A 22,653-nucleotide genomic window follows, 5' to 3' on the forward strand; every position below is an offset into this window, starting at 1 on the left:
TCTCCTGATACAAACCCCGGGTTGCCGTCCTTATCTTTTTGACGTCGGAGAATCATTCAACATGAGCCAATGGCCTGACACCCGTATTCTCGACCTGCTGGGCATCGAATTGCCGATCATCCAGGCCCCCATGGCCGGCGCGACCACTACTGCCATGGTGATCGCCGCCGCCCAGGCCGGCGGCCTGGGCTCCCTGCCCTGCGCCATGCTCAGCCCCGAGCAGATTCGCCAGGAAGTGCAGAGCATTCGCCAGGCGACCCGCGCGCCGCTGAACCTGAATTTTTTCTGCCACCAGAACCCGACACCCGATCCGGAACGGGAAACCCGCTGGAAAAACGCCCTGGAACCCTACTACCGCGAACTCGGCGCCGACTTCGATGCGCCAACTCCGGTCAGCAGCCGCGCGCCCTTCGACGCCCTCAGTTGCGAGCTGGTGGAGGAGTTGCACCCGGAAATCGTCAGCTTTCACTTCGGCCTGCCGGAGCCGGCCCTGCTCGCGCGGGTCAAGGCCACCGGGGCGAAGGTGCTGTCGTCGGCGAGCACCGTCGATGAAGCGATCTGGCTGGAACAGCGCGGCTGTGACGCGATCATCGCCATGGGTTACGAGGCCGGTGGCCATCGGGCGATTTTCCTCAGCGAGGACCTCAACAGCCAGGTCGGCACCATGGCCCTGGTGCCGCAGATCGTCGATGCGGTGCAGGTGCCGGTGATCGCCGCCGGCGGGATCGGCGACGCCCGCGGCATAGTCGCCGCCTTCGCCCTCGGCGCCTCGGCGGTGCAACTGGGCACCGCCTACCTGTTCACCCCGGAAGCCAAGGTCAGTGCCGCCCACCACCATGCCCTGCGCAGCGCCAAGGAAAGCGAAACCGCCCTGACCAACCTGTTCACCGGACGCCCGGCGCGGGGCATCGTCAACCGGGTGATGCGCGAGATCGGCCCAATCAGCCCGCTGGCCCCGGCCTTTCCTCTGGCGGGCGGTGCGCTGATGCCGCTGCGCGCCAAGGACGACGCCGACTTCGCCAGCCTCTGGGCCGGTCAGGCCCTGCGCCTGGGGCTTGAGCTGTCGGCCTTCGAGCTGACCCGCACGCTGGCCGAGCAAGCCCTGGCCAAGCTCAACAGAGGCTAAAAGCCCCAGGGCCGCGACCTCGTTCGCGGCCCGCTTCCCACTCCAGTTCCTGCCACAGTTCCGTTCGCTGGCGATTCGCTATATATTTCCGTATATAGCGTTTCACCCACCCCCGGCGCAGTCCATTCCAATACCCCCAACTGCCCAACGTCCCTTCGCCAATGGAGCTGTTCATGAACCGTCGTCTCTCAGGTTTTGCCCCAACCTGCCTTGCCGCTTTGCTCGCCGCCTGCGCGTTAGGCTCGGCCCAGGCCGATGAAGTCCAGGTGGCGGTCGCCGCCAACTTCACCGCGCCGATCCAGGCCATCGCCGCCGATTTCGAGAAAGACACCGGGCACAAGCTGGTGGCCGCCTATGGCGCGACCGGGCAGTTCTATACCCAGATCAAGAACGGCGCGCCGTTCGAAGTCTTCCTCGCCGCCGACGACAGCACTCCGGAAAAACTCGAAAGCGAAGGCGCCACCGTCAAGGGCTCGCGCTTCACCTACGCCATCGGCACCCTGGCGCTGTGGTCGGCCAAGGATGCCTACGTCGACAGCAAGGGCCAGGTGCTCAAGGACAACCAGTACCAGCACCTGTCCATCGCCAACCCGAAAGCCGCGCCTTACGGCCTGGCCGCCACCCAGGTCCTGGCCAAGCTGGGCCTGACCGACCAGGTCAAGGGCAAGATCGTCGAAGGCCAGAACATCACCCAGGCCTATCAGTTCGTCTCCACCGGCAACGCCGAACTGGGCTTTGTCGCCTTGTCGCAGATCTACAAAGACGGCAAAGTCAGCAGCGGCTCGGCCTGGATAGTCCCGGCCGAGATGCACGACCCGATCAAACAAGACGCGGTGATCCTCAACAAGGGCAAGGACAACCCGGCGGCCAAGGCCCTGGTTGACTACCTCAAGGGACCGAAAGCCGCGGCCGTCATCCAGTCCTACGGTTACCAACTCTAAATGCCGCTATCGAGTGCCGACTTTTCCGCCATCTGGCTGACCCTGCAACTGGCGTCGCTGACGACCCTGATCCTGCTGATCGTCGGTACGCCGATTGCGTTATGGCTGTCGCGCACTCGCTCGTGGCTGCGGGGGCCGATCGGCGCCATCGTCGCCCTGCCCCTGGTCCTGCCGCCGACGGTGATCGGCTTCTACCTGCTGCTCGCCCTCGGCCCCAACGGTTACATCGGCCAGCTCACCCAGGCCCTCGGCCTGGGTACCCTGACCTTCAGTTTCAGCGGCCTGGTGATCGGCTCGGTGATCTATTCCATGCCCTTTGTGGTGCAGCCGCTGCAGAACGCCTTTACCGCGATCGGCACCCGTCCACTGGAAGTGGCGGCGACCTTGCGCGCCAATCCCTGGGCCACCTTCTTCAGCGTGATCCTGCCGCTGGCCAGGCCGGGCTTCATCACCGCGGCCATCCTCGGGTTCGCCCACACCGTCGGCGAGTTCGGCGTGGTGCTGATGATCGGCGGCAATATTCCCGAGAAGACCCGAGTGGTCTCGGTGCAGATCTACGACCACGTCGAAGCCCTGGAATACGCCCAGGCCCACTGGCTGGCCGCCGCCATGCTGGTGTTCTCGTTCCTGGTGTTGCTGGCGCTGTACTCCAGCCGCAAAACCCGCGCTGGCTGGAGTTGAGTCGTGAGTGCATCGATCCATGTGCGCCTCAAGCGCAGTTACAAAGCCTTCGACCTCGATCTCGACCTGGAGCTGCCAGGCCGCGGCGTCACCGCCTTGTACGGGCACTCCGGTTCCGGCAAGACCACCTGCCTGCGTTGCATCGCCGGCCTGGAGCAGGCCGAACAGGGCCTGGTGCGGATCAACGACGAGGTCTGGCAGGACAGCGAACGTCAGCTGTTTATGCCACCGCACAAACGCTCCCTGGGTTATGTGTTTCAGGAAGCCAGCCTGTTCGCCCACCTCTCGGTGCAGGCTAATCTGGAGTTCGGTCTCAAGCGCATCCCCCGCGCGCAACGCCGTGTGGACATGGCCCAGGCCACCGAGCTGCTGGGCATCGGCCACCTGCTGCAACGCCATCCGCACAACCTGTCCGGCGGCGAGCGCCAGCGCATCGGCATTGCCCGCGCGCTGCTCACCAGCCCGCGGCTGCTGCTGATGGACGAGCCCTTGGCGGCCCTCGACAGCAAACGCAAAAGCGAGATCCTGCCGTACCTCGAACGCCTGCATGACGAGCTGGAGATCCCGGTGCTGTACGTCAGCCATTCCCAGGATGAAGTGGCGCGCCTGGCCGACCATATCGTGCTGCTGGAAAACGGCCGCGCCCTGGCCAGCGGGCCGATCGGCGAAACCCTGGCCCGTCTCGATCTGCCCCTGGCCCTGGGCGACGACGCCGGGGTGGTGATCGAAGGCCAGGTCACCCACTACGACGCCGGCTACCAGTTGCTCGCCCTGCAACTGCCCGGCAGCCAGTTGCGGGTACGGGTCGCCCATGCCCCGATGGCCATCGGCAAACACCTGCGCTTCAAGGTCCAGGCGCGGGACGTCAGCCTCAGCCTGCAGGCCGGCGAACACAGCAGCATCCTCAACCGCCTGCCGGTAACGGTCAGCGGTGAAATCCCCGCCGACAACACCGCCCATGTCCTGGTACGCCTGGATGTCGCCGGCAACCCGCTGCTGGCGCGGATCACCCGCTATTCCCGCGACCAGCTGGAACTGCATCCGGGCCAGCAACTCTGGGCGCAGATCAAGGCGGTGGCCGTGCTCGCCTGAGCCGCGCGCCGGGCGCAAGCGTTTCTCGCGAGCAAGCTCGCTCCTACAAGGGCGAGCATTGGATCTGTAGGAGCGAGCTTGCTCGCGATAGCCGCGCCGCGGGTTGTCATCCGGCCCACCCGCGCGTTAGGCTAGCCGCCCTTCCCCGTCATCGGACGATTGCCGACGTGAACAACTAAGCCTTCCAAAAATGTATTCGCGACAAGCCGCCTTGCAGCGCTTGTTGGCCTTTTCGACATTTTCCGGAGGTGCTGATGACTCGCGTCACACGGCTGCCCGCGCTGGTTTCCCTGAACCAGCTGACATTCCAGTTCGCCCATGGCGAAACCCTGTTCGATTCACTCGACCTGACATTCGATGCCTTGCCCACCGGCATAGTCGGACGTAACGGCACCGGCAAGAGCCTGCTCGCGCGCCTGATCGCCGGCGAGCTTTCACCGTCCTCGGGCAGCGTCACGCGTTTTGCCCGCGTGGCCTATGTCGCCCAGGAACATCTGGCGCAGGAGGGCCAGAGCGTCGCCCAGATTGCCGGCATCGCTGAGGCCCTGGCCGCCCTCGCTCGCCTCGCCATGGGCCAGGCCTCGATAACCGACCTGGCGCAGGTGGACGAGCGCTGGGACCTTGGCGAACGCCTGCGCCGCCTACTGGACGAGGCCGGTCTCGACACAGTCGGCCTCGACGATCCGGCCGCCAGCCTCAGCGGCGGGCAACGGGCACGTATCGCGGTGATCGGCGCCCTGCTCAGCGATGCCGAACTGCTGATACTCGACGAGCCCAGCAACCACCTCGACGAACCCGGTCGCCAGTGGCTGCTGACGCAGCTTCAACAGTGGCGCGGCGGACTGCTGCTGATCAGCCATGACCGTCAGCTACTGGCGCAGATGCAGCGCATCGTCGAACTCACGCCTCAGGGCGCGCGAGTCTACGGCGGCAACTACGCGGCGTTCCGCACCCAGCGTGAAGCCGAGCACGGCGCGGCGCGGGCCGCCCTGGAACACGCCCGCACCGAGCGCAGCCGCGAACAGAAGCGCCTGCAACGCGAGCACGACACCATCCAGCGCCATGCCGCCGGTGCCCGGCGTTATGCCGACACCGCCAACATCGCCAGCTTCGAACGGATGAAGATAAAGGGCGCCGCGCGGGACATCATGGGCCAGGTGCGCAACCGCCAGCAGGGCCACAAGAACAACCTCGATCAACAGGTCCGCGACGCCTATGCGCGGGTGGTGCCGGAGGCGCCGACCCTGGTGACGTTGCCTGGCACCGCGGTGCCCCAGGGGCAACAGGTGTTCTGCCTGACGCGAGCGCAATTGCCCTGGCTGCCGCCCGAGGCCGCCTCCAGCTACCTCGACCTGACCGTCACCGGGCCCATGCGCATCGCGGTCAGCGGGCCCAATGGCTGCGGAAAATCCACGCTGCTGAAGATGCTGGCCGGCGAGGCCCAGCCCTTGAGCGGCCAGTGCCAGGTGCGGCTGGCCAGCGCCTGCCTTGACCAGCGCCTGTCGCTGCTCGATCCCGAGCGTTCGATCCTCGACCACCTGGGAGCCCTTGACCGACCACTGCAAGAAGGCCTGCTGCGCAGCCGCCTGGCCTGGCTGCAACTGGACGCCCAGCGCGTGACCCAGCCCTGTGGCCGGCTCAGCGGCGGCGAACGCCTCAAGGCCGCGCTGGCGATTGCCCTGTGGCGCGACACGCCAGCCAAGCTGCTGCTCCTGGACGAGCCGACCAACCACCTGGACCTGGAATCGGTGGAAGCCTTCGAAAGCGCCCTGCGCGATTTCCCCGGCGCGATGCTGGTGGTGTCCCACGACCGCGAGTTCCTCGCCGCCATGGCGCCCAGCCACCGGCTGCAATGGACGGCAGCGGGCTGGAGACTGGACGAGGCCGACCAATGAACAGGCTTTTGCGCGAATTTCCGAGTTGCTTCTATAGTTGCTCTGAGCAGCTATCAACCAGGGAAGCGCCATGGAAGACATTTTTGTCGTAAAGCGCTGCAACAAGATCATCATTCAGGGTCGACGCGCCGGGGAAACCGCCCACGGCGCGCCGATCGCCGCCCACTGGTACCGCATCGCCGACACCCGCACCGACGGCTTCATCGGCGATGGCTACGACCTGGAAGAGGACGCCGTGCGCGAGTGCCGCCGGCTCAACGCCGCCAGCCGCCGCGCCTGAAACCCTGGACAATCGGGTGGTGCAGCCACTCGCCGACAATGATGAAATTTCTTTCACTGTGAACCCGCCAAGGCTTCGCTAAAGTGGCTCACGCTTATTGAAGACTCCCGACTGGCCCACCGCTCCCCCGGTGGGTCTTTTTTATGGGCGATCGCCAAGGGCCGGACGACGACTTGGCAGGTCATGCCGGGCATAAAAAAGCCCCGCACAGGGGCGGGGCTGCAGGACGCGGGCAAGACGTCGGTTACTTGAGCCTGACAGCGGTGCCGGTGACAAAAACCACCACCATGCCGCCACGGCCGCTGGGCATGCTGATCTCGTAGTCCAGGCCGATCACCGCATCCGCGCGAATATCGCGGGCACGTTCCTTGATCTCGTCGGTCGCCTGCACCCGGGCTTCTTTCAGCGCCCGCTCCAGGGTCTGGGAACGCCCACCGAAAAAGTCGCGCATCCCGGCGAAGACATCACGTACGACGTTGATCCCCTGCACGGACTCGGCGCTCACGATATCCAGGTACTCGGCGATTTCTCGCCCCGCGATCGCGTGGGTGGTAGTGATAATCACGGCATTCTCCTTTGACCGGCGCGACCGCGTCCTGAACCCGGGCGTGGTCGCAAAAAAACGCGATGGTAACAGACCCTCTGCGCAGCATGCCGCGCGAGGTTGCCGCATCGGCCGGCAAGGTAATGCCAAGGGCGAGCCTGTCCGTGATTAAATCCGCCAGCGGATGGCCGCAGATCCTTTCTCAATTGGAGTATTCACATGGACGTCATTCAGTCGCGAGCCCCCGATCAATGCGCAGGCATGGAGGACATCCGCCGCGAAATCGATCGCCTCGACCAGGCTGTCATCCAGCTGCTGGGCGAACGTTTCCGCTACGTCATGGCCGCATCGAAATTCAAGACCTCGGAAACCGCCGTGCGGGCTCCCGAGCGTTTTCGCGCCATGCTCCTGCAACGCCGGGAATGGGCCCAGGCCGAGGGGTTGAGCGCCGACGCCATCGAAAAGCTCTACAGCGACCTGGTGCAACACTTCATCGCAGAGGAGCTCAAGGGCTGGAAGTCCGCCCAGGCCCAGTCGCCGGCCTGAGGGCAAAAGAAAACCCGACAGCCAGGGAACAAGCCTGGCTGTCGGGCAGGGTCGTGGATGGGGTTATCGGGTGTTGGCCCCTTGCGCAACCTTCTTGGCCTTCGCCTGGTAGGCCGGCAAGGCTGCCGCATAGGCCAGGGCCTCCTCCCGGGTACCAAAGGAGCCGAGACGGTCGCCCTTGGTGCAGACCCGCCAGGGGCCGCTGTTGACGCTGACCACGTCATAGCCGTTCATGTGCATCTTGTTCAGCATTGGAACGCTCATAATCACCTCCCTTTCGGTAGAGATCGTCCGAGGTTGTCGCGAACACCTTACACCCGGTCCGCGCGGGCGTGGGTTCCATCCATCGCTACAAGGCCGGAGTGCCCTGCCCGTGTTTCACTTGGGCTTGAGGTTCCCCAGGGGGTCATACGCCCGGGACTTGGGGTCTTTCTCCGGTTTGTTATCCCTGGGCGCTCTCGCCGGACCTATGGGGTCCACCTGCGGATCAGCCAGGTCCGGAGAGTCAGGGTCGAAGCCCAGTTCGTCCTTGCCGGAGGCATGCTCGGATGAACGCGGGCCTGTGGGCCTGTTCGTATTCATGGATACCTCCCGACCAGGATGGAATGTTCTTTCAATAAGAGGGCCATTCCGGTGCGGGGTGCAAAACAGCTGACGAATGGCAATCGATCAAGCGGTCTTTTTCCACCGCGCTTATGGCGTTTTGGAAGGTCTGCCAGAGCTGAATCATGAGCTGCGTTATCAGCCCGCAGCGAGGCCTGCGTTTCGTCGCCCTGTCGTTGCTAGGGCCACAGCGCAAGCGCACACTGGCCCCAGCTGACGGATCAGCTCCCCCTCTGCAAAAAGCCCGCCCATGCGGGCTTTTTGTCTATCCGCCCTCCCTTCGTCCCATCCTTGGCGAATACTGCTCGTCGCCCTCGTCGCTCGGCTTTACTTCAACTGATGCACCCAGGCGTCTCTTCACGGCACCTACCATCGGGAGCCCTGCCATGAACAAAATCCTTATCGTCATGCTCACCCTGCTGTCAGCTGTCGCCGGTTGCACCAGCGACTCCCACGTCTACCGCAATCAACCGCTGGTGGCGAAGGTCGAGACCGGCATGACCCAGGAACAAGTCCGACAGATCGGCGGCGAACCCTTGTCCGTCACCCCGCGCACCGTGGAACTCGGGACCTGCTTCGACTATGTGTTGACCCAGGCCGGCCATAAACAGCCGTTCAATGTCAGCTTCGACGGCAACGGCAAAGTCGATCACACCAGCTTCCTCACCTGCGCCGAGTGGAGCCACGCCCAGCAAAAAGCCAGGGCTCCAGGCAGCGGCACGGGGGATATGGGTGGCGGTTATTGAGCGGAGCTGGCCAGAGTCGACGGCGATTGCGGGTGGGTACGGCCAGATGAAATTTCTTTCACTGTGAGCCGAGCGCCAGGCGGGTAAATTTCACCCTGCTCATTCAACTATTGGCCCGCTCCCCGCGGGCTTTTTTTTGCCTTGCTGGAGCCCGTTAGGAAGGAGCCCAAAGTGGCGTCGGGCGACAAGAAGGATTGCCGAAGGCAAATTTCAGGCAAAAAAAAGCCCAAGTAGCTGATGGACACTTGGGGCTAAAAATGCATAAACCGTGGTAGGTGAACGCGGGGCTATCTTAACGTCCCTGAGAACATGTAACAATATATTTTGAGGTTATTTTTACCCTAAATATCTCCTAAGTCCTTAAATAACCACATGTTTTTTCAGGATATGGCCGATTCGTCACCTTGTTGACGCCAGTAAAAAAGGGCCGCTGCCCCTCTCTCCGCATTATTGAACGCCTGCGTGAACCACTTGCCTGCCGTCAGGCATAAAGGATCACGCACTCGGCAAACGAGGAAAACTCACCGGCTTCCACAGGCCCGCTGGTGCTGACCAGTCTTGCCGCGAAGGACAACCTGGAACCCGGTGCCGCCGGGTACTCGACACAGCCTTCGTGCCCCAGCAGCAGAACTTTCCCCTCGCTATCCAGCAGTTGAACGCCAACATTGCGTGCGGAGCCAGCCTCTTCATAGTCATTCATCAAGATCACACCATCGCTGGTGATGCCATCAAAGTAGACCTGGACCTTTTTCGCGTCCTTGAGCCTGTCTTCGTTCAGCTCGATGCTGAAAAGCTGCGGAAAACTGCCACCCGCCTGTAGCGCTTCAAGGCTCAACACCCCCAGCTCGACCACCTGCGCCATACCACTGGAACACCGACGTGAAGCTCCAACAGCAACATTCACACCCCGGCCATTATCAGGCTCGATAGTCCACACGGGAGCGGCGACCCTGGCGCGAAAATCGAAGAACTTACCAACATTTTGAGTAGGCATTATTTATTCCTTTAATTGAATGCAAACATGCGATCGGTTCAGTCCGGAGCCGCCACCCAGGCCACTCCTCCTGCCTGTCGCCATGCGCTTTTCCAATGGGCGAAACGCCGTCGGCTCGACAGTCGGTGTCAGCCGAAAAAGCGCACACGGCGAACGCTGAAACCTTAGAACGGCGCCCAATTGGCGTCCCTAAGACACTTCCGAAACACTCCACTCAACTATCAGATCGCGCTGGAATGCTGCCGGACGCTCGGCAAATCACCGCCAAGGCGGTTATCCGGTATTTGAGCCAACGAAAACAGCAAGGCATCGGAATCGAACCGGCGCCTGGATGCTGGAGGGAATATTGGCGGGAGTACGGGAAGCTGCGTGTCAGGCAAAAGCCCGGTCTTGCACCGGGCTTTGCTTGCGAGTCGGTCCGGACTGAATCAGTCGAGCGCGTCGTGCAGAACTTCGTAGATGATGCCTGTCGCGATGGCCACCAGGATCAAGTCGGTACCGGCCTGTTGCCATTCATAGCCGTCATAGTGCGGCAGCCGACCCAGCATCCGGCCATCCAGTTTTTTCGCGATACCCGGCGGCAGGGGTTTGCCTCGGGCCAGGTTTTTCTGAATGCCCGGTGGCAGGGCCGGACCGGGTGACCAGTAGTCGCGACTGTCGCCGATGATTACGCGAATACCGCCGATATCCACTTGAGGTCCGTCATACCGTCCGCCCTGTTTGTAGTCCTGGGATTTGTTGTCTTTATTGCCGTGCCCGCCCTGATTGCCATGGGGATTGCCCTTGCCATTCCCTGGGTCCGCATACAAGGCAGTCGAGCCGAATAAAAACGCAACGCTTGCTAAAACAGCTACAACCGAACGAGTAGTCATCTCTGCAATCCTCTGCATGAATCCAGCCGTGGTGCCATTCGTCATGACACCCGAACTATAGACAGCCGATTGCGTCTTAGTTCATGCAAACCTCTCCTCATCTATGGAAGCAATCATGCTTTTAAAGAAAAAGAATCTCGTGACGGCCGTGACCTGCGTACTGATGCTGGCAGCGGCGCCTCTGCTCCCTATGACGTCCGCTTATGCAAAGGACGGTGGTGGCCATGGTGGCGGAAATGGCGGTGGTAACGGTGGGGGTCATGGCGGTGGCAATAGTGGTGGTCATGGTGGCCAGGCAGGTGGCCACTCCGGAGGGGTTAGCAGCAAAGGCCATAACGGTGGCCTGAAAAGCGACCCTGCTGGCAAGTCGGTTCGCAATCTCGGAGAAAATGGCAACCATTACGGCAGCATTCGTAATGACAGCAACGGCCATGGCTCGACCACTTCTGGAGTGGCTCATTCCAAAGATACCCGCGGGCTGTCGAAGGCGACGGCAATCTCGAGCACTACGCCTGGGGACCACAATGCAAAAGGCTTGAGCAACGCGGGCGTCTCTTCGAGCAAAAACGATCGATAGACCCCGCTTTTTGCTCTCCAGCTGAGTCGGTTTTAAAAATCACCAGCCAGTCAGCACAGCCCTTCATGAAAAGCCCGGCCCGGCGCCGGGCTTTTTAGTATCTGCTCAGCCCGGCGCCGCTATCTTTTGCTCTCATGACTCGGGCGCAGATGAAACTATCTTTAACTAACCTTCATGAAGCGAAGCGTCTGAATGCCTACCCTGCAGGGACCGACAACGTGAACTACAGGAGTAACCCACGATGTTTTCCCATGAAGGTCTCGGTCTGATGTCCATCTTCATTGTCCTGCTGCTGTGCGTGCTGGCGATGTTCATTCATCCTGTACATGCCCTCTGGAGCTGGATGCAAAGACGCAGACGCAGGTTGTCGGTCGAAAATGCGGGGCGCGAAGGCAAGCCCTATTCGCGCTGAACAGGCACCCATCCAACGAAGCCCGGCCATGTCCGGGCTTCTGCTTTCTACGCAGCCGATCAGCCTCAGCTCAGGCTCAGAGCCGCTCGGGCCGTTTGCGCAGGTCAATCACAACCGCGATAGCCGCCAGCAGGATTGCCAGGGTGTAGGCAAACAGCCCGAGGTTGACGCCCAGGATCAACTTCTCAGAGCCATCGGTGAGCACCATTGACCCACCGTAAGACTGCCGAAGCCCGTAAGCCGCCAAGAAGCCGCCCGTGACGAACACCGTCAGGAGGCTGGACAAGCGAAGGTTGCCCTTCAACCACACCAGCCACAGGCTGAATGCACCGATCGCCGTATTGGTGAACAGCTGCCAGACCTCATGCAACCGTGCGTGGGGTTCCCAGGCCGGGTTGAAAACATGGGTCTCATTGATCTCCAGCACCGGCACCACCACGGCGTAGAAGATAATCCCGATCGTCACAAACAGCTTTGCTATCACTTGGAACCTCCTTGTGAGCGCGGCAAAACGCCAGTGCTTCAGCGGCCTATAAGGACACGCAAACGAATAAAGATCAGGTTCGATATGCGCCAAAAGTCAGGGGAAAATGACAGTCCAGTTACAACCAATGGGTACCGCTCGTCCAGACCCTGATGCCCTGTCCCGTTCCTCATCTACACCTTTAACCATGGACTTCCGGTCGTATTCATCCGACCTCTTCAGCGCCGCGCTTGGATATGGATAGAGAGGATCGGGCAGCCGGCATTCGATTCGATGGCACACGAAGCGCCATGCGAAACCGCAGTACCTCAAGCTTCGGGTTTCATTTCTCAAGGAACGGAAAAATGATCACGAACTGCACGAACTGGCATGCCTGGCTGGACACCATGCCACCCAAACCGGACGAACTTCATGTAGTAGGAGACATTGAAGTCGCCAACCCTGGGGTCAAGGCCTATCTGACGGTACGAGTCCCGCAGGGTATCAACCCGGCAATACTTCTGCTGGATCTGCACCTGTACCAAAGGCCAGGGCAATGGATTCAGATGATCACCTGCACGCAAGTCAAATTCACCCGGGTGCTGCCGCCAAACTCCGCGCTCTACACCGCGGTTGAAATCTTCCACAACAATGAGCGAATCGCGTATATCGACAAAATCCCACACATCTCCTGACTGATTCGTACTGAGTCAGTGGAGCCTTGATATCCGACTGCGACCGCCTGATCCTGGATCAGTCGGTCGCCTCCTCCGCCGCATTCCTGCTTCGCTCAATACGTTGGCTCTTGAACTGGCCGGCGTCTGCTTCTAGCCTGCAACCCGTTGTCAGGAAAAGCGGAAAAGAAATGATCAGAAGATTTGAACAGCAAGATATGGATGCCGTGCTGGACATCTGGCTGCAGGCTTCGCTGAAAGCCCACGATTTTATCGACGCCTCGTTCTGGCAGTCGCAAGTCGACAATATGCGCAACCTGTACCTCCCGGCGTCAGAGACCTATGTCATCGAGCGGCAATCCAGAGTGCGGGGTTTCTATTCGCTGCACGACGACCAGCTTGCCGCTTTGTTTGTTGCACCTGAATTCCAGGCCAAGGGGATTGGCAAGCAATTGCTCGCCCATGCCAGGGCACAGCGCCCGGTGTTGAGCCTGGCGGTATACAAGGACAATACGGCCAGTTGCGGCTTTTACCTGGCACAAGGTTTTGTCGTGACCCACGAGCAGACGGATGAGCAAACAGGGCAGCAGGAATACCTTATGAGCAGCGCCCCGCTCTGATCCATGTAACTCGTCACGGTATAGCCAGCCCTGGCTTTTTATTGCCCCCCCAAAAAACAAAAAGCCCAACGTACGAGCTGGGCTTTCTTGGCCAAAGACTGAATCAATGAGGCTGGCGCTGCCTCTGCAACTCTGCCTTTAACCAGCTGCTTGCCGGTTGCGAGCCCGCAGGGCAGCGCACCTCATAGGCCTTGCCACTCATGCTGCTTTTAGTGGCGGCGAGGTCGATAAAGTCCTCTGCGCTGCTCACCATGTTCTTGCCCTCGAGGTAGTTCAGCTTTTTCTCCAGGTGCTGCCGTGCCTGAGGGGCTGGGTATTCGGTGCCATTACGCACGAACTGACATTGGCTGTGCTCGACAAAGTCCAGCAAGCCCTTTATCTCCTGGGCTGCCTGAGGCGTCGTTTGCGCCTGCGCGCTACTCGCTATTGCCAAGAGGCCCATACCAGCCGCCATCAGCCATCGAGCCCACTCACCGGTAAAAATTCTCATCATTCGTCCTTGTCTTGAAACTGAGCACTGTTGTCGGATCTGGCCGAGCATCGCCCGGCGCCAGGTCGGTCAGACTTCGATAGGGAAAACCGGCTGAACGTTCTGCTGCACATCCGCGCTTTCTATCGCGGCCTCAAGTTTGGTCAGGAAGGCTGGATTCAATTTGGCGTCAAGCAGATTGACCTGCTCTACCGCCCTCTTCTGCTCAACCAGCTTGGCAAGTTCCGCATAAGACAGTTTGGGTGCCGGGTTTTGAATAATCATCACTGAAGCTCTCCCTTGGTTCATCCGCCCAGCCCACTAGCGGCTGGCGGCAAGTGTATCCGCTGTTCCGCGCTCATCCAAACCCACCCGGCCAGCACTTGAGCCTATGGGTATTCAATATTTGCTTTTGTCGATAGCTGGCGGATCCAAACCTCGAATGCCAAGCCGTTCAAGCACAGCCTTTAGCCTTGCCGTCTCAGCCTTTCCTTGCCGCGCATGCCTGTCCATGCCCATTTCCGCCCCGCCATAGACCAATGGTGCCGCCAGTCGTCGTTGGAGCGTTGACGCCCTCCCCCTTAAGGCGCGCAATGGCCCACTAAAAATGATCGCCTTGGGGCCTTTCCAGATGGCAAAGATCATAGTGCTGGCCGGTGACTTCCCCCAGGGGGACGCGGAGTATCTGCGCGGAACCATCACGCTTAAAACACCCCATAAACCTCGAACGGGGAAAAGTTTCTTCGTCTCCGAGTTTAAAGATCTAACCGTCGAAAATACTGACTCGAACAAGAATATGAAGAGCGCCATAGGCCTTGGCGTGGTTGGCGCCATGTTTCTTGGGCCGGTGGGAGCCGTCGCCGGCTATCTTCTGGCGGGCCACAATACCGAGGTGACATTTCTGGCCACCTTGAAGAACGGTCAGACACTTCTGGCTGCAACCGATAACGAGACCTACCAAGACATCTCGGCGCGCTTCAACAGAAAAACCCTGCCCAACAGGCGCGATAAAACCGAGCCGTGAGGTCGATTCAGCGCTTTGCTTCTTTTAGTCTGGTTCGGATGACAAAGTTGCAGCGAAAGATCGCTTATTGCGGAGCCAGTCGATTGACCTTCGACTGTCCCCCTCCCATCAAGCAGCCAGCAGAACCTTCTCTATCAGGCCGCTCAACGCCGGCAAACATCGACGAATGGCTGGATTTGAGAACAGCGCGATGAATACGCACGAATGGAAAAGCGACAAGGCTGACCGGATTACGCAGCAATTCACAGTCAGCCTTGTCGTTGGGACAGCTTCAACCCAGGAAACGGCGAATTACCATTGGCCCGAGAAGATGCAGGTCAGTGCTTCGATGCCGCTGAACTTCCACAGCGAGTCGTTACAGTCTCTGGCGAATGCATGGGCGTTCGAGGCGGTGAGGGCCAGGACCACTGCGGAGGCGTAGACGATTTTCTTGAATGACATGGTGAATCTCCCTTTTCGAGTCGGCACTTTCTTGTGAGAGCCATCCTGACGAGGATGGTCATCCGCACTATAAGCCTGGCCTCGGCAGCAGACGATTAGGGCTGTTGTGCTAATGGCTAATGCGCATCACCCAAGGCTATGGGCGAGTGACACAGGGCTTACAACCCCCTCTACGGACGAACGCCGAAACAGGTCAGAAGTTGCAGCTGTACTGATACTCGAAGGGGAAGAACACCGTATCGACCACCAAGGAAAACGGTGCATCGATCAGTAAAAAGGGAATCAGTTTTCCATGGGAGGTGCCTACCAACCACCAGTCCAGGCGCACGCCCTTGTAAGGGCAAGGGTGGTCGTAGTCCATGCGCATCGCTACCGCGGCGCAGCCGCTCAAGCAGTTGATCAACACCAACAGAATCACTTTCCGAAACACCTAATGTCCTTATTACTTCTATCTGCGGAACTGCGCAGGCGTCACTGCAATTCGCTAGTCACTCTTCCCCTGTCGTAACGGCAGAGAAATACATCCGCAATCGGAAAGACAAGAAAGTCGCTCCAAGCAAGCGAACCGCCACCTGCGATTCAAATTTGCGGACCGGAAACGAACAAGGGTTTGCATCGGCTTTCGCCAGCAAACCCTTGAGATAGATGGTGCCCGAAGCCGGAATCGAACCGGCACGCCCTTACGAGCGGGGGATTTTAAGTCCCATGCGTCTACCAGTTTCGCCATTCGGGCGGTAGCGCGGTGTTGCAATCTGAAAGGCTTGAATTGCCTGAGCCGTTTCAGTGCCTTGCGGCAAGGGGGTGAAATATATACATCCCCTACCCTTGAAGCAAGTTCGTTGGCGTCAAATTCAAGACTGGATATCGAACGCGGCCACAAACAAAAAGGCTCCGTAAATCATCGATCTACAGAACTATTTTTATCAGAGGGAGCAACTGCCAGAATCGAACCGGCGCAGACGGATCTGCATTTCACTGATAAAACCAGATATTTCAACAGGCTATCACACTAGAAACAGCGTAACCATCTGATTTTAAAAGGCTTGTAGCTGGACGAACAGGCGAAGACAGATTTTGCCCAGCCGGCGTAGGGATCGTGGGATCACTGAACCCATGGGCCAGCGGAGTCGAAGGGACAGGCCATAGGCCAAACTGCGAAGGAGCGAAATAGGTGCCCACCCTGACCAGCTGTTGGCCGTTCAGCATTCCATCGTAAACACACCTGGCCGGGCAAGCGGGATAACTCTATCCAGAGCGGTCGCCCATGTCTCGAAGACAATTCTGAAGAAACCTGAACGGCTAGAGGATGCTTTCTTGCAACCAACAAAAAGCCGGTAGATCGCTGATCTACGGGCTTTTCAGTTTGCAGGTCGAGGTTGGAACCGAACCGGCGAAATCGCTTCTCCAGGGTTGTATTCGGTCGAAAGCACCAAGCTTCAGAGGTTCGTTAAATACGATGTGCGGCTGAAGGCAAGCTCGCCCCGATTGTGCACTTCTATCCCTATGCCCCCTGGATGGGGCCGGAAGCGTTTTAAGAATCGACTGATACCTGGGGAAATCCAACGCCACTAGTATGCCCGGGCACTTATCAGGACATGCGGCGAAAGTCCCACAACCCGTCGCACTGGCTTATGAACACTCCACAAGGAAGAGGCGCATCGATGTCTCTTTCAGTTTTCTCGAGAATTTTCATGAAAAAGTACCTTGCCGTGAGTGCGGCGCTTGCTGGTTTTCTGTCGTTGTTTGCCGTGCCCTCCCATGCCGACATCTCATTGGGGGTAAACCGAGTGGTACTGGTTGCGCCGAAGAAGGAAGCTTCCGTTTTAATGCTGAACGATGAGTCGACCTCCTTCATGGTCCAGTCCTGGATCGAGCCCTTCAGCACCAGCACCGATCAGGACGTACCCTTTGCTATTACCCCTCCCCTGAAACGTCTGAACGGAAACGCTCGGCAGCAGTTGCGTGTTCTGTATCAAGGCACGGGGCTACCGACGGACAGGGAGTCGGTGTTCTGGTTGAGCGTGCAGGAAGTTCCCCAGAAGTCGCAGGATGAAAACATCCTGCAGATTGCCGTGCGCCAGCGCATCAAATTGTTCTACCGGCCCGCCGACTTGCCAGGCGACGTTGGCCAGGCCCCATCCAGGTTGCAATGGCGCATGGTGCCCAGGGATGGTAAGCCGGGCCTGGAAGTCAGGAATGACTCAGCGTTTCACATATCTTTCAGCTCGGTGAACCTCAAGAACGGTTCGAACAACTATCCGATTCCCGCAGAAATGCTGCCCCCCTACTCAAGCCAATCATTCGCGATCGAGGGGGCCTCTTCCTTGGCTCCAGGCGGAGCAACAAAGATCGAGTTCGAAAGCATCAACGACGATGGATTAGCTGTACAGCACTCAAGCAACATTTCCAGCTGAGCATGGTTAAAGATCAGAACGCTTTGTTTGTCGCTTAACCCCACATCTAGTTATCGGCTGAACATCACTTCTTGGTGACGTACACACTTCGCCAACGATCTGCAGCCAACAAAAGAATCATTTCCGAACGAATGGAGCCAAGGATGTGTGAGAGCGATTCACCCACGAACTGCATTCAAGGTCGATCAGGGAGAAACAGGCAATGAAGACCACAGCAGAAAGAATTTTCAGCGCAAGATTCATCGTGCCGCAACTGTGCGTAATAGCATTCATAGCCCTCGCCGTGTCACCGCCCGCGAAGGCGGATGTAACAGCATTCGGGCAGGAGATTTCGATCCCGAGAAACACAGTCAACGGCACCGTAGTGGCTCGACATTACATGACTCCGCAGGAGGTATGCGGTGGATCGAGCTGCAGAGTCACCCAAGTTTTCGCCTACCCAGATGGCGGCGGGTCCTCCTCAAACTCAACAGTACTCACCACGAATGTCTCGGGCATATCGACTCGTTTGTTGATCAATGGAAGAGCCTACGGAAGTTCATATCCAGGGGAAACGTTCACGCGGCCAATCGAAGTACAGTTACTCGGCGATGGTCGAGAAAATAAAGGCGGCTCCCTTGCGGGCGTCCACGGCTCACCGTACTACTACACTATCTCAACAGTAGGGGGCTTCGCTTTTCGAATCTACCTGAAGGGCACTATCACCCCTATCGACGGCACCTGCTCGGTACCGAGCCAGACGGTAACGCTACCCAAGACCTTGATTCAGCGCCTGGAGCGCGTCGGCTCGACAGCCGGCACCAAGAGTTTCCAGATACAGATCAACAACTGCCCCAAGGGCTATAACCGGGTTGGCTATACCCTTGACCCGATTGGCGGCGTGATTGTGAACTCGCCAGGGGTGTTGCCGCTTGCTGGCGGTTCGACCGCGAGCGGCATAAAGATCCGGGTCGAAAACGCCCAGGGCACTCCAGCAACCATGGCTACCTCGATAACGCTCGATGGATACAGAAAGGCGGAAGGTGGCTCGTTTGTCATTCCGATGCAGGCGTCCTACATCAGAACCGACACAGTCGCCAAACCGGGAACGGTAAAGGGGGCGATGACCGTGTTTATGGATTACCGGTAACCCTTCCCAAGGCAAGAGGCCTGAAGGTGATGTAGAAGTTCAGAAAAAGGCTCAGCGGGCGGGCTGAGCTCTTGGGTGTTAAACCACTGGAAACATGCCCCTAAGAACATTCGCCACCAATGAGAAGGTGTTGTACAGCCATACCGGGAAGGCCAGATAGGCAGATCCGATGATAGTGAGGGCAGACGAAAGGATGATCACGCCAGAACCCTGCCCAAGGATTTTGGGGAGCGTCACCTCTTCGTGATACCTGATCTGTGCCAAGCAGATATTAATGCGCGACTCGGCGAATCTAAGGCCTTGCCTAAAGACCTTCTCATCCATGGCCGCTACTTTTTTGATTTCATCAATCTGGTCTTGAAGATGCTTAGCTGGATTTCGTGGATCTCCCCCCATCATTCCTGCTGTGAACTTGAAGGAGTGCGACTCCGTCTCATCGATGTCGGGCAAATAAGAATCAAAGTTCACTTTCTCTGCCAGGGCTGCTTTCTTCCCGCCGCAGTATGCCAAGACGATTGAGGTAAGAGCAGAGATGGCCACGATGACCATACCGAACTCTAAGAACCAGTTGCCCTTGAAAAACCCAAGGCCAATCGATATCGCCAGAATTGTGAAGGGGATGAGCGCGGTGAAAAATCTCAATTGGTGTCGCCCTGAAAGATGGGGATCAGCATCATAAATGCCGTTCTGCACTACCACCATTAGATCACACCACCTGTACGAATCCCCAGTAACGCCCCTATCCCGCCGGATAGTAGCCTCCTGCCACACACAATGGATTTCCCGGTCCTTTGCCTGTAAGCCCAAGGACTGGGATTGCGCTAATTTCGGCGCGCTTATGGCCTAGGAGGTCAGCATGAGTAGTTTTGAAGGTGCGTTAATTCGAGAGCAAGGGCAGACCTTTGCGGTGGTGATCGTCAAGCATCACCACACCTCATCCACCAGCGCAGCTAACGCAGCACGCGAAGCGTTCCAGCCACACTTTCCAGGTGTGCCCGTTGTTCTTGCGTCACAAGATGCTCGGGGAACCTTCCGCTATCACGGTCGACCAGATCTGGCCAAATTCCTTGCAGGACTTCACCCTTCGCAAATTCCCTGGAAGAAATACAACTACTAACTGCTACTGATACTTACGGGACTTCCTCTTGTGGGCACTCGAAAGAAGCCGTCACCAAGAAGATTTATCGGCGCGTGAGAGTGATCGTAAAGCCCGCCCGATAGCCACAACATTCGGAAACGATGATTTCCTCCAACCAATAAAAAAGCCCGTAGATCGTTGATCTACGGGCTTTTCAGTTTGGAGGCCGAGGTCGGAATCGAACCGGCGTAGGCGGATTTGCAATCCAGATAAAATCTCAATACTTTCAATAAGTTAATGAGAAATCCGTTCCGCAAGTGCCATTCTTTAGAAAGGCTGGGACCCACGGTCTACGCAGGTCATGGTTTTGATTGCGGAACTGATTTCGTAGGCGTTCCTAGCGGCTAAGAACCCAGTGACAGTCGCCATCCTACAAACGCCCAGCTCAACCCCGCGCCAAGAGATGAACCAGTTCAATCGATCCAATGATAGATGGAGGCATGGATAGGGATTCGAACCCGACCGAAGGACTCGGCAGGACGCAATAGGCCTGTATTTGCTGGGTCAGAAGACAGTGCCAACGGGCTGTCGCGGCCTATTTCGGCCCCGCGTTTGCCCTAAATTTGCCCTAACCGCTGCCCCGTTTGCTTGGCTCGTAAAAGGGGCTGGCTACATCCCCAATACCCACACATATGCTTGGCATGCCTGAAATGAGATCAGTCCTTGGTCGCCTTCATCGGTGATTCCGATGAGGGATTGGAACGCCCTAAATCTAAAAAGCCGCCCCAATCCAAACGAACCAGTAGGTCAGCCCCCCATTCTGAAACGTCCAGAGAACCGTCAATATCCATAGCGACAATCAATGGGCGCTAGCTTGCAGGGTGTATGGTGCCACCCTACACTCCCCTCATGATAACGACCTTCCAGCACAAAGGCCTTCGGGACTTTTTCCAGACAGAGTCGACCCGAGGCATTCAAGCTCAGCATGCTGCTCGGCTTAAACGAATCCTCGGCGCCCTGGCCGTCGCTATCAAACCAGCCGATATGGATATTCCTGGATTCAACCTGCACCCCCTCAAAGGGAACATGGCAGGGTTCTGGTCGGTCACAGTATCAGGAAACTGGCGGGTAATTTTCCGCTTCATTGGCTCAGATATAGAGCTTGTTGATTATTGCGACTACCACTAGCACAGGAGGGTAATGACTATGCTTATGCACAATCCGCCCCACCCTGGGGAAATTCTTCGCGAAGACGTACTTCCAACGCTGAAAATGAGTATCAGCGATCTGGCGGAACATCTCGGATATTCGCGGACTCACTTTTCTACTGTCCTTCATGGTCATACGGCTATAAGTGCAGAGATGGCTGTACGCTTAGAGATGGCGGGAATAAGTAATGGCCGGCAGTGGTTGGCAATGCAGTCCGCCTATGACTTATGGCAGGCGGCAAATCGCGACCACCCTGCAATCACTCCACTGGAGATACCTTAGATTTCTCTGTCAGCCCTTGCGGAGCCTGGGCTGACAGTTTCTTGAGGCCTCGCTAGCCGTTTACGAGCAACTCAACGGCAGAATATCTTCCACAACTGATCGCGCCCACCTCCCCCCACGCTAATGCTGAGTCATCGTCTCACAAGGAACAACGGTTTGCGTCGAGCAGGGATTTGAATCCAGCTGATCACTCACACAAGCCGCATCGGGCCATAATATTTACGGTGAATCCGCACCTTCGCGTCAGCCAGAAATGGCCCAATGCGACCCCGCAGAATGCCTTAAATTTGCCCGAGAAACTGAACCCGTTCATTCCTACCAATGCCTAGGTATCAGCATCCCCCCCTCCCTCCGCAGCCATCAAATGTACCCTGTCAACGCCCCCAACGAGCGTAGACATACTGCTTTCAAGTTAGTAATCTCAGAATGGAAACCAAGCGACAGCAGCCATTTTTCTCAAAGTTGCTTTTGTCTAAACATGCCGACATGGAGAGCACATGGAAGTAACAGCACTTACGGGCTTAATCCTACAAATCAATAGCCTGATTGACTCCGGAAAATATAACGACATCACAATCTCCGACGTGCATAACGCAATTGAGTCGCAGAGATTACTGCGCTTCATTAAGGAAAAATGCGGCACAGACATCGACCTGAGCATCTACTTAGAAAGTAGAGCCTATGGAGACTTTGAAGATTTCTACGAAGAAAAAATTAATCAAATTTATAATGGTTATGCTGGAGACGAAAATCGTAAATGGGGCATTAGAAACCTAGGTCTTTGCCTTGTCCTCGCGTGGACGAACGAAATCATACAGTGGGGCGAAGGGTTGCAACTCTCCACACGGGGCTAATTTGAATTTGTCTGGGCAATTACTTGTGTCCCTCTTGCTGTCACCACCAACCGGTAGGAGCAAGAGTCATTAGAACCGAGGAACCTGGAGGATCAATGAGCGAAGAGATTGAGGTACTGAAGCAACTGCTTAGCAATGGCGATCTTGATCAAGAAGACGCTAAGGTTAGCGGGATTGCCAAGCTTGCTGTGGACAAAGGGTTTGATCATCTAAGCGCAGCACAGAAGGCAGTACTTAACCCTCATCTTCAAAGAGCATGCGAAGGAGTGGAAGATCCAGGCGGCTATCATAATGAGTGCACAGTGGTCCTCGAGGGCAAAGATCTGGCGGCAGCACTGGAACAAGCAGGATATTACGGCAGTGTCCTCTGCGAAAACTGCGTGAATGAAACTGAGCAGTACGCGCGAGAATGGGATCGCATCAAAAGGGAGTAAACGTTTTGACGTCCCCTACTCCGATTGTACTGGAGCATTAACGAAAAAAGGCGCTCAAGCCCATGAATACTGGGGCTGAGCGTCTTTTTTCGCACCACCTCATCAACGCGAGCCGGAGACAGCCTCGCTGAATCGGGATCACTTAGCCACCTATATAACCAATCTCGTGAGAGCACCTCGCCCCCCCAGACATTCTCGAAGCAGTCATCGAATGAAAGCACCACAATAACGAAAAACGCCATGGGAATCCCCA

The 22,653-nt window shown here is 57.9% G+C and carries 31 protein-coding genes and 1 tRNA gene; 20 read left to right on the forward strand and 12 right to left on the reverse strand.

Features of this window, described 5'->3' with window-relative positions; genetic code table 11:
• The first annotated feature begins 61 nt into the window (after positions 1–61).
• From C4K38_RS17410 to C4K38_RS17435, 6 genes are all read left to right on the forward strand, one after another.
• Complete coding sequence (locus tag C4K38_RS17410; RefSeq protein WP_053279452.1) at positions 62–1,126, forward strand: NAD(P)H-dependent flavin oxidoreductase; 1,065 nt, start codon at positions 62–64, stop codon at positions 1,124–1,126.
• Between the two features lie 173 nt (positions 1,127–1,299).
• On the forward strand, positions 1,300–2,067 hold the full coding sequence (modA, locus tag C4K38_RS17415) for a molybdate ABC transporter substrate-binding protein (protein ID WP_053279453.1): 768 nt from the start codon (positions 1,300–1,302) through the stop codon (positions 2,065–2,067).
• The gene (gene modB, locus C4K38_RS17420; protein WP_053279454.1) at positions 2,068–2,748 is read left to right on the forward strand and encodes a molybdate ABC transporter permease subunit; all 681 of its coding nucleotides are present in this window, start codon (positions 2,068–2,070) and stop codon (positions 2,746–2,748) included.
• A gap of 3 nt (positions 2,749–2,751) precedes the next feature.
• Positions 2,752–3,840, forward strand: a complete 1,089-nt coding sequence (gene modC / locus C4K38_RS17425) for a molybdenum ABC transporter ATP-binding protein (RefSeq protein WP_053279455.1) — start codon at positions 2,752–2,754, stop codon at positions 3,838–3,840.
• A gap of 254 nt (positions 3,841–4,094) precedes the next feature.
• Positions 4,095–5,735 (forward strand): ABC-F family ATP-binding cassette domain-containing protein, encoded by a 1,641-nt coding sequence (locus C4K38_RS17430; RefSeq protein ID WP_053279456.1) that lies wholly within the window; start codon positions 4,095–4,097, stop codon positions 5,733–5,735.
• A 70-nt stretch (positions 5,736–5,805) separates the two neighbouring features.
• Positions 5,806–6,015, forward strand: coding sequence for a hypothetical protein (locus C4K38_RS17435; protein WP_053279457.1), 210 nt, complete (start codon positions 5,806–5,808; stop codon positions 6,013–6,015).
• 244 nt (positions 6,016–6,259) lie between these two features.
• Here the strand turns inward: C4K38_RS17435 and C4K38_RS17440 are convergent, their stop codons facing one another.
• Complete coding sequence (locus tag C4K38_RS17440) at positions 6,260–6,580, reverse strand: YbjQ family protein (protein ID WP_009049358.1); 321 nt, start codon at positions 6,578–6,580, stop codon at positions 6,260–6,262.
• A 198-nt stretch (positions 6,581–6,778) separates the two neighbouring features.
• On the opposite strand from C4K38_RS17440, the gene C4K38_RS17445 reads away from it, so the two are divergent.
• Positions 6,779–7,105: an isochorismate lyase gene (locus tag C4K38_RS17445; protein WP_053279458.1), complete on the forward strand. Its 327-nt coding sequence runs from the start codon at positions 6,779–6,781 to the stop codon at positions 7,103–7,105.
• Between the two features lie 63 nt (positions 7,106–7,168).
• On the opposite strand, the gene C4K38_RS17450 is transcribed toward C4K38_RS17445, so the two are convergent.
• Both C4K38_RS17450 and C4K38_RS17455 read right to left on the reverse strand, forming a co-directional pair.
• Complete coding sequence (locus tag C4K38_RS17450; protein ID WP_053279459.1) at positions 7,169–7,369, reverse strand: hypothetical protein; 201 nt, start codon at positions 7,367–7,369, stop codon at positions 7,169–7,171.
• A gap of 114 nt (positions 7,370–7,483) precedes the next feature.
• The gene (locus C4K38_RS17455; protein ID WP_053279460.1) at positions 7,484–7,687 is read right to left on the reverse strand and encodes a DUF6021 family protein; all 204 of its coding nucleotides are present in this window, start codon (positions 7,685–7,687) and stop codon (positions 7,484–7,486) included.
• 407 nt (positions 7,688–8,094) lie between these two features.
• Here C4K38_RS17455 and osmE point away from each other — a divergent pair, with 407 nt between their 5' ends.
• Positions 8,095–8,454, forward strand: coding sequence for an osmotically-inducible lipoprotein OsmE (gene osmE / locus C4K38_RS17460; protein ID WP_053279461.1), 360 nt, complete (start codon positions 8,095–8,097; stop codon positions 8,452–8,454).
• A gap of 481 nt (positions 8,455–8,935) precedes the next feature.
• Here the strand turns inward: osmE and C4K38_RS17465 are convergent, their stop codons facing one another.
• Complete coding sequence (locus C4K38_RS17465; protein ID WP_053279462.1) at positions 8,936–9,448, reverse strand: fimbrial protein; 513 nt, start codon at positions 9,446–9,448, stop codon at positions 8,936–8,938.
• Between the two features lie 428 nt (positions 9,449–9,876).
• Complete coding sequence (locus C4K38_RS17470; protein ID WP_053279463.1) at positions 9,877–10,320, reverse strand: anti-virulence regulator CigR family protein; 444 nt, start codon at positions 10,318–10,320, stop codon at positions 9,877–9,879.
• Positions 10,321–10,435: 115 nt separating this feature from the next.
• On the opposite strand from C4K38_RS17470, the gene C4K38_RS17475 reads away from it, so the two are divergent.
• Together C4K38_RS17475 and C4K38_RS32330 are read left to right on the forward strand one after the other, a co-directional pair.
• Positions 10,436–10,897, forward strand: a complete 462-nt coding sequence (locus C4K38_RS17475) for a hypothetical protein (protein ID WP_081001521.1) — start codon at positions 10,436–10,438, stop codon at positions 10,895–10,897.
• A 241-nt stretch (positions 10,898–11,138) separates the two neighbouring features.
• Positions 11,139–11,309 (forward strand): hypothetical protein, encoded by a 171-nt coding sequence (locus tag C4K38_RS32330; RefSeq protein ID WP_164487011.1) that lies wholly within the window; start codon positions 11,139–11,141, stop codon positions 11,307–11,309.
• Positions 11,310–11,385: 76 nt separating this feature from the next.
• Here the strand turns inward: C4K38_RS32330 and C4K38_RS17480 are convergent, their stop codons facing one another.
• Positions 11,386–11,793, reverse strand: coding sequence for a hypothetical protein (locus tag C4K38_RS17480; RefSeq protein WP_053279465.1), 408 nt, complete (start codon positions 11,791–11,793; stop codon positions 11,386–11,388).
• 344 nt (positions 11,794–12,137) lie between these two features.
• On the opposite strand from C4K38_RS17480, the gene C4K38_RS17485 reads away from it, so the two are divergent.
• Both C4K38_RS17485 and C4K38_RS17490 read left to right on the forward strand, forming a co-directional pair.
• On the forward strand, positions 12,138–12,467 hold the full coding sequence (locus C4K38_RS17485; protein ID WP_053279466.1) for a hypothetical protein: 330 nt from the start codon (positions 12,138–12,140) through the stop codon (positions 12,465–12,467).
• Positions 12,468–12,637: 170 nt separating this feature from the next.
• A complete protein-coding gene (locus C4K38_RS17490) occupies positions 12,638–13,066 on the forward strand; it encodes an N-acetyltransferase (RefSeq protein WP_053279467.1) in 429 nt (142 codons plus the stop codon).
• Between the two features lie 103 nt (positions 13,067–13,169).
• Here C4K38_RS17490 and C4K38_RS17495 read toward each other — a convergent pair whose 3' ends face one another.
• Together C4K38_RS17495 and C4K38_RS32580 are read right to left on the reverse strand one after the other, a co-directional pair.
• Positions 13,170–13,556 (reverse strand): YfeK family protein, encoded by a 387-nt coding sequence (locus tag C4K38_RS17495; RefSeq protein WP_053279468.1) that lies wholly within the window; start codon positions 13,554–13,556, stop codon positions 13,170–13,172.
• A gap of 69 nt (positions 13,557–13,625) precedes the next feature.
• Positions 13,626–13,820 (reverse strand): hypothetical protein, encoded by a 195-nt coding sequence (locus C4K38_RS32580; RefSeq protein ID WP_053279469.1) that lies wholly within the window; start codon positions 13,818–13,820, stop codon positions 13,626–13,628.
• 346 nt (positions 13,821–14,166) lie between these two features.
• On the opposite strand from C4K38_RS32580, the gene C4K38_RS17505 reads away from it, so the two are divergent.
• A complete protein-coding gene (locus C4K38_RS17505; protein ID WP_053279619.1) occupies positions 14,167–14,559 on the forward strand; it encodes a hypothetical protein in 393 nt (130 codons plus the stop codon).
• 291 nt (positions 14,560–14,850) lie between these two features.
• Here C4K38_RS17505 and C4K38_RS32335 read toward each other — a convergent pair whose 3' ends face one another.
• From C4K38_RS32335 to C4K38_RS17515, 3 genes are all read right to left on the reverse strand, one after another.
• On the reverse strand, positions 14,851–15,000 hold the full coding sequence (locus C4K38_RS32335; RefSeq protein WP_007921689.1) for a hypothetical protein: 150 nt from the start codon (positions 14,998–15,000) through the stop codon (positions 14,851–14,853).
• A 193-nt stretch (positions 15,001–15,193) separates the two neighbouring features.
• Entirely contained in the window at positions 15,194–15,430 is a 237-nt protein-coding gene (locus tag C4K38_RS17510; protein ID WP_053279470.1) for a YceK/YidQ family lipoprotein, read from the reverse strand.
• A 216-nt stretch (positions 15,431–15,646) separates the two neighbouring features.
• Positions 15,647–15,733 (reverse strand) — tRNA-Leu (locus C4K38_RS17515).
• A gap of 958 nt (positions 15,734–16,691) precedes the next feature.
• Between C4K38_RS17515 and C4K38_RS17520 the strand changes: the two genes are divergently transcribed.
• Positions 16,692–17,414: a fimbrial biogenesis chaperone gene (locus tag C4K38_RS17520; RefSeq protein ID WP_053279620.1), complete on the forward strand. Its 723-nt coding sequence runs from the start codon at positions 16,692–16,694 to the stop codon at positions 17,412–17,414.
• Positions 17,415–17,616: 202 nt separating this feature from the next.
• Positions 17,617–18,543 (forward strand): fimbrial protein, encoded by a 927-nt coding sequence (locus C4K38_RS17525; RefSeq protein ID WP_053279471.1) that lies wholly within the window; start codon positions 17,617–17,619, stop codon positions 18,541–18,543.
• A gap of 78 nt (positions 18,544–18,621) precedes the next feature.
• Here C4K38_RS17525 and C4K38_RS17530 read toward each other — a convergent pair whose 3' ends face one another.
• On the reverse strand, positions 18,622–19,245 hold the full coding sequence (locus C4K38_RS17530; RefSeq protein WP_053279472.1) for a hypothetical protein: 624 nt from the start codon (positions 19,243–19,245) through the stop codon (positions 18,622–18,624).
• A gap of 154 nt (positions 19,246–19,399) precedes the next feature.
• Between C4K38_RS17530 and C4K38_RS17535 the strand changes: the two genes are divergently transcribed.
• The 5 genes from C4K38_RS17535 (at position 19,400) to C4K38_RS17560 (ending at position 22,400) form a co-directional block, all read left to right on the forward strand.
• Positions 19,400–19,660 carry a hypothetical protein gene (locus tag C4K38_RS17535; RefSeq protein ID WP_081001522.1) on the forward strand — a complete coding sequence of 87 codons (261 nt, stop codon included), beginning with the start codon at positions 19,400–19,402 and terminating at the stop codon, positions 19,658–19,660.
• Between the two features lie 870 nt (positions 19,661–20,530).
• Positions 20,531–20,809, forward strand: coding sequence for a type II toxin-antitoxin system RelE/ParE family toxin (locus tag C4K38_RS17545; protein WP_053279621.1), 279 nt, complete (start codon positions 20,531–20,533; stop codon positions 20,807–20,809).
• A gap of 18 nt (positions 20,810–20,827) precedes the next feature.
• Positions 20,828–21,112 carry a HigA family addiction module antitoxin gene (locus C4K38_RS17550; protein WP_081001533.1) on the forward strand — a complete coding sequence of 95 codons (285 nt, stop codon included), beginning with the start codon at positions 20,828–20,830 and terminating at the stop codon, positions 21,110–21,112.
• 497 nt (positions 21,113–21,609) lie between these two features.
• The gene (locus C4K38_RS17555) at positions 21,610–21,966 is read left to right on the forward strand and encodes a hypothetical protein (RefSeq protein ID WP_053279473.1); all 357 of its coding nucleotides are present in this window, start codon (positions 21,610–21,612) and stop codon (positions 21,964–21,966) included.
• A gap of 95 nt (positions 21,967–22,061) precedes the next feature.
• On the forward strand, positions 22,062–22,400 hold the full coding sequence (locus tag C4K38_RS17560) for a hypothetical protein (protein ID WP_053279474.1): 339 nt from the start codon (positions 22,062–22,064) through the stop codon (positions 22,398–22,400).
• Positions 22,401–22,653: the final 253 nt, after the last annotated feature.

Source organism: Pseudomonas chlororaphis subsp. piscium, from assembly GCF_003850345.1.
GTDB classification, from domain to species: domain Bacteria; phylum Pseudomonadota; class Gammaproteobacteria; order Pseudomonadales; family Pseudomonadaceae; genus Aquipseudomonas; species Aquipseudomonas piscium.

Excerpts from the sequence above, each read along its gene's own strand:
- C4K38_RS17525 (WP_053279471.1), top strand. The coding sequence starts at position 17,617 with ATGAAGACCACAGCAGAAAGAATTTTCAGCGCAAGATTCATCGTGCCG.
- osmE (WP_053279461.1), top strand. The coding sequence starts at position 8,095 with ATGAACAAAATCCTTATCGTCATGCTCACCCTGCTGTCAGCTGTCGCC.
- C4K38_RS17475 (WP_081001521.1), top strand. The coding sequence starts at position 10,436 with ATGCTTTTAAAGAAAAAGAATCTCGTGACGGCCGTGACCTGCGTACTG.
- C4K38_RS17410 (WP_053279452.1), top strand. The coding sequence starts at position 62 with ATGAGCCAATGGCCTGACACCCGTATTCTCGACCTGCTGGGCATCGAA.
- modA (WP_053279453.1), top strand. The coding sequence starts at position 1,300 with ATGAACCGTCGTCTCTCAGGTTTTGCCCCAACCTGCCTTGCCGCTTTG.
- C4K38_RS17530 (WP_053279472.1), bottom strand. The coding sequence starts at position 19,245 with ATGGTGGTAGTGCAGAACGGCATTTATGATGCTGATCCCCATCTTTCA.
- C4K38_RS17560 (WP_053279474.1), top strand. The coding sequence starts at position 22,062 with ATGAGCGAAGAGATTGAGGTACTGAAGCAACTGCTTAGCAATGGCGAT.
- C4K38_RS17435 (WP_053279457.1), top strand. The coding sequence starts at position 5,806 with ATGGAAGACATTTTTGTCGTAAAGCGCTGCAACAAGATCATCATTCAG.
- C4K38_RS17430 (WP_053279456.1), top strand. The coding sequence starts at position 4,095 with ATGACTCGCGTCACACGGCTGCCCGCGCTGGTTTCCCTGAACCAGCTG.
- C4K38_RS17485 (WP_053279466.1), top strand. The coding sequence starts at position 12,138 with ATGATCACGAACTGCACGAACTGGCATGCCTGGCTGGACACCATGCCA.
- C4K38_RS17465 (WP_053279462.1), bottom strand. The coding sequence starts at position 9,448 with ATGCCTACTCAAAATGTTGGTAAGTTCTTCGATTTTCGCGCCAGGGTC.
- C4K38_RS17520 (WP_053279620.1), top strand. The coding sequence starts at position 16,692 with ATGAAAAAGTACCTTGCCGTGAGTGCGGCGCTTGCTGGTTTTCTGTCG.
- C4K38_RS17490 (WP_053279467.1), top strand. The coding sequence starts at position 12,638 with ATGATCAGAAGATTTGAACAGCAAGATATGGATGCCGTGCTGGACATC.
- C4K38_RS17470 (WP_053279463.1), bottom strand. The coding sequence starts at position 10,320 with ATGACTACTCGTTCGGTTGTAGCTGTTTTAGCAAGCGTTGCGTTTTTA.
- C4K38_RS32335 (WP_007921689.1), bottom strand. The coding sequence starts at position 15,000 with ATGTCATTCAAGAAAATCGTCTACGCCTCCGCAGTGGTCCTGGCCCTC.
- C4K38_RS17550 (WP_081001533.1), top strand. The coding sequence starts at position 20,828 with ATGCTTATGCACAATCCGCCCCACCCTGGGGAAATTCTTCGCGAAGAC.
- C4K38_RS17555 (WP_053279473.1), top strand. The coding sequence starts at position 21,610 with ATGGAAGTAACAGCACTTACGGGCTTAATCCTACAAATCAATAGCCTG.
- C4K38_RS17450 (WP_053279459.1), bottom strand. The coding sequence starts at position 7,369 with ATGAGCGTTCCAATGCTGAACAAGATGCACATGAACGGCTATGACGTG.
- C4K38_RS17495 (WP_053279468.1), bottom strand. The coding sequence starts at position 13,556 with ATGAGAATTTTTACCGGTGAGTGGGCTCGATGGCTGATGGCGGCTGGT.
- C4K38_RS32330 (WP_164487011.1), top strand. The coding sequence starts at position 11,139 with ATGTTTTCCCATGAAGGTCTCGGTCTGATGTCCATCTTCATTGTCCTG.
- modB (WP_053279454.1), top strand. The coding sequence starts at position 2,068 with ATGCCGCTATCGAGTGCCGACTTTTCCGCCATCTGGCTGACCCTGCAA.
- C4K38_RS17455 (WP_053279460.1), bottom strand. The coding sequence starts at position 7,687 with ATGAATACGAACAGGCCCACAGGCCCGCGTTCATCCGAGCATGCCTCC.
- C4K38_RS17505 (WP_053279619.1), top strand. The coding sequence starts at position 14,167 with ATGGCAAAGATCATAGTGCTGGCCGGTGACTTCCCCCAGGGGGACGCG.
- C4K38_RS17445 (WP_053279458.1), top strand. The coding sequence starts at position 6,779 with ATGGACGTCATTCAGTCGCGAGCCCCCGATCAATGCGCAGGCATGGAG.
- C4K38_RS17535 (WP_081001522.1), top strand. The coding sequence starts at position 19,400 with ATGAGTAGTTTTGAAGGTGCGTTAATTCGAGAGCAAGGGCAGACCTTT.
- C4K38_RS17545 (WP_053279621.1), top strand. The coding sequence starts at position 20,531 with ATGATAACGACCTTCCAGCACAAAGGCCTTCGGGACTTTTTCCAGACA.
- C4K38_RS32580 (WP_053279469.1), bottom strand. The coding sequence starts at position 13,820 with ATGATTATTCAAAACCCGGCACCCAAACTGTCTTATGCGGAACTTGCC.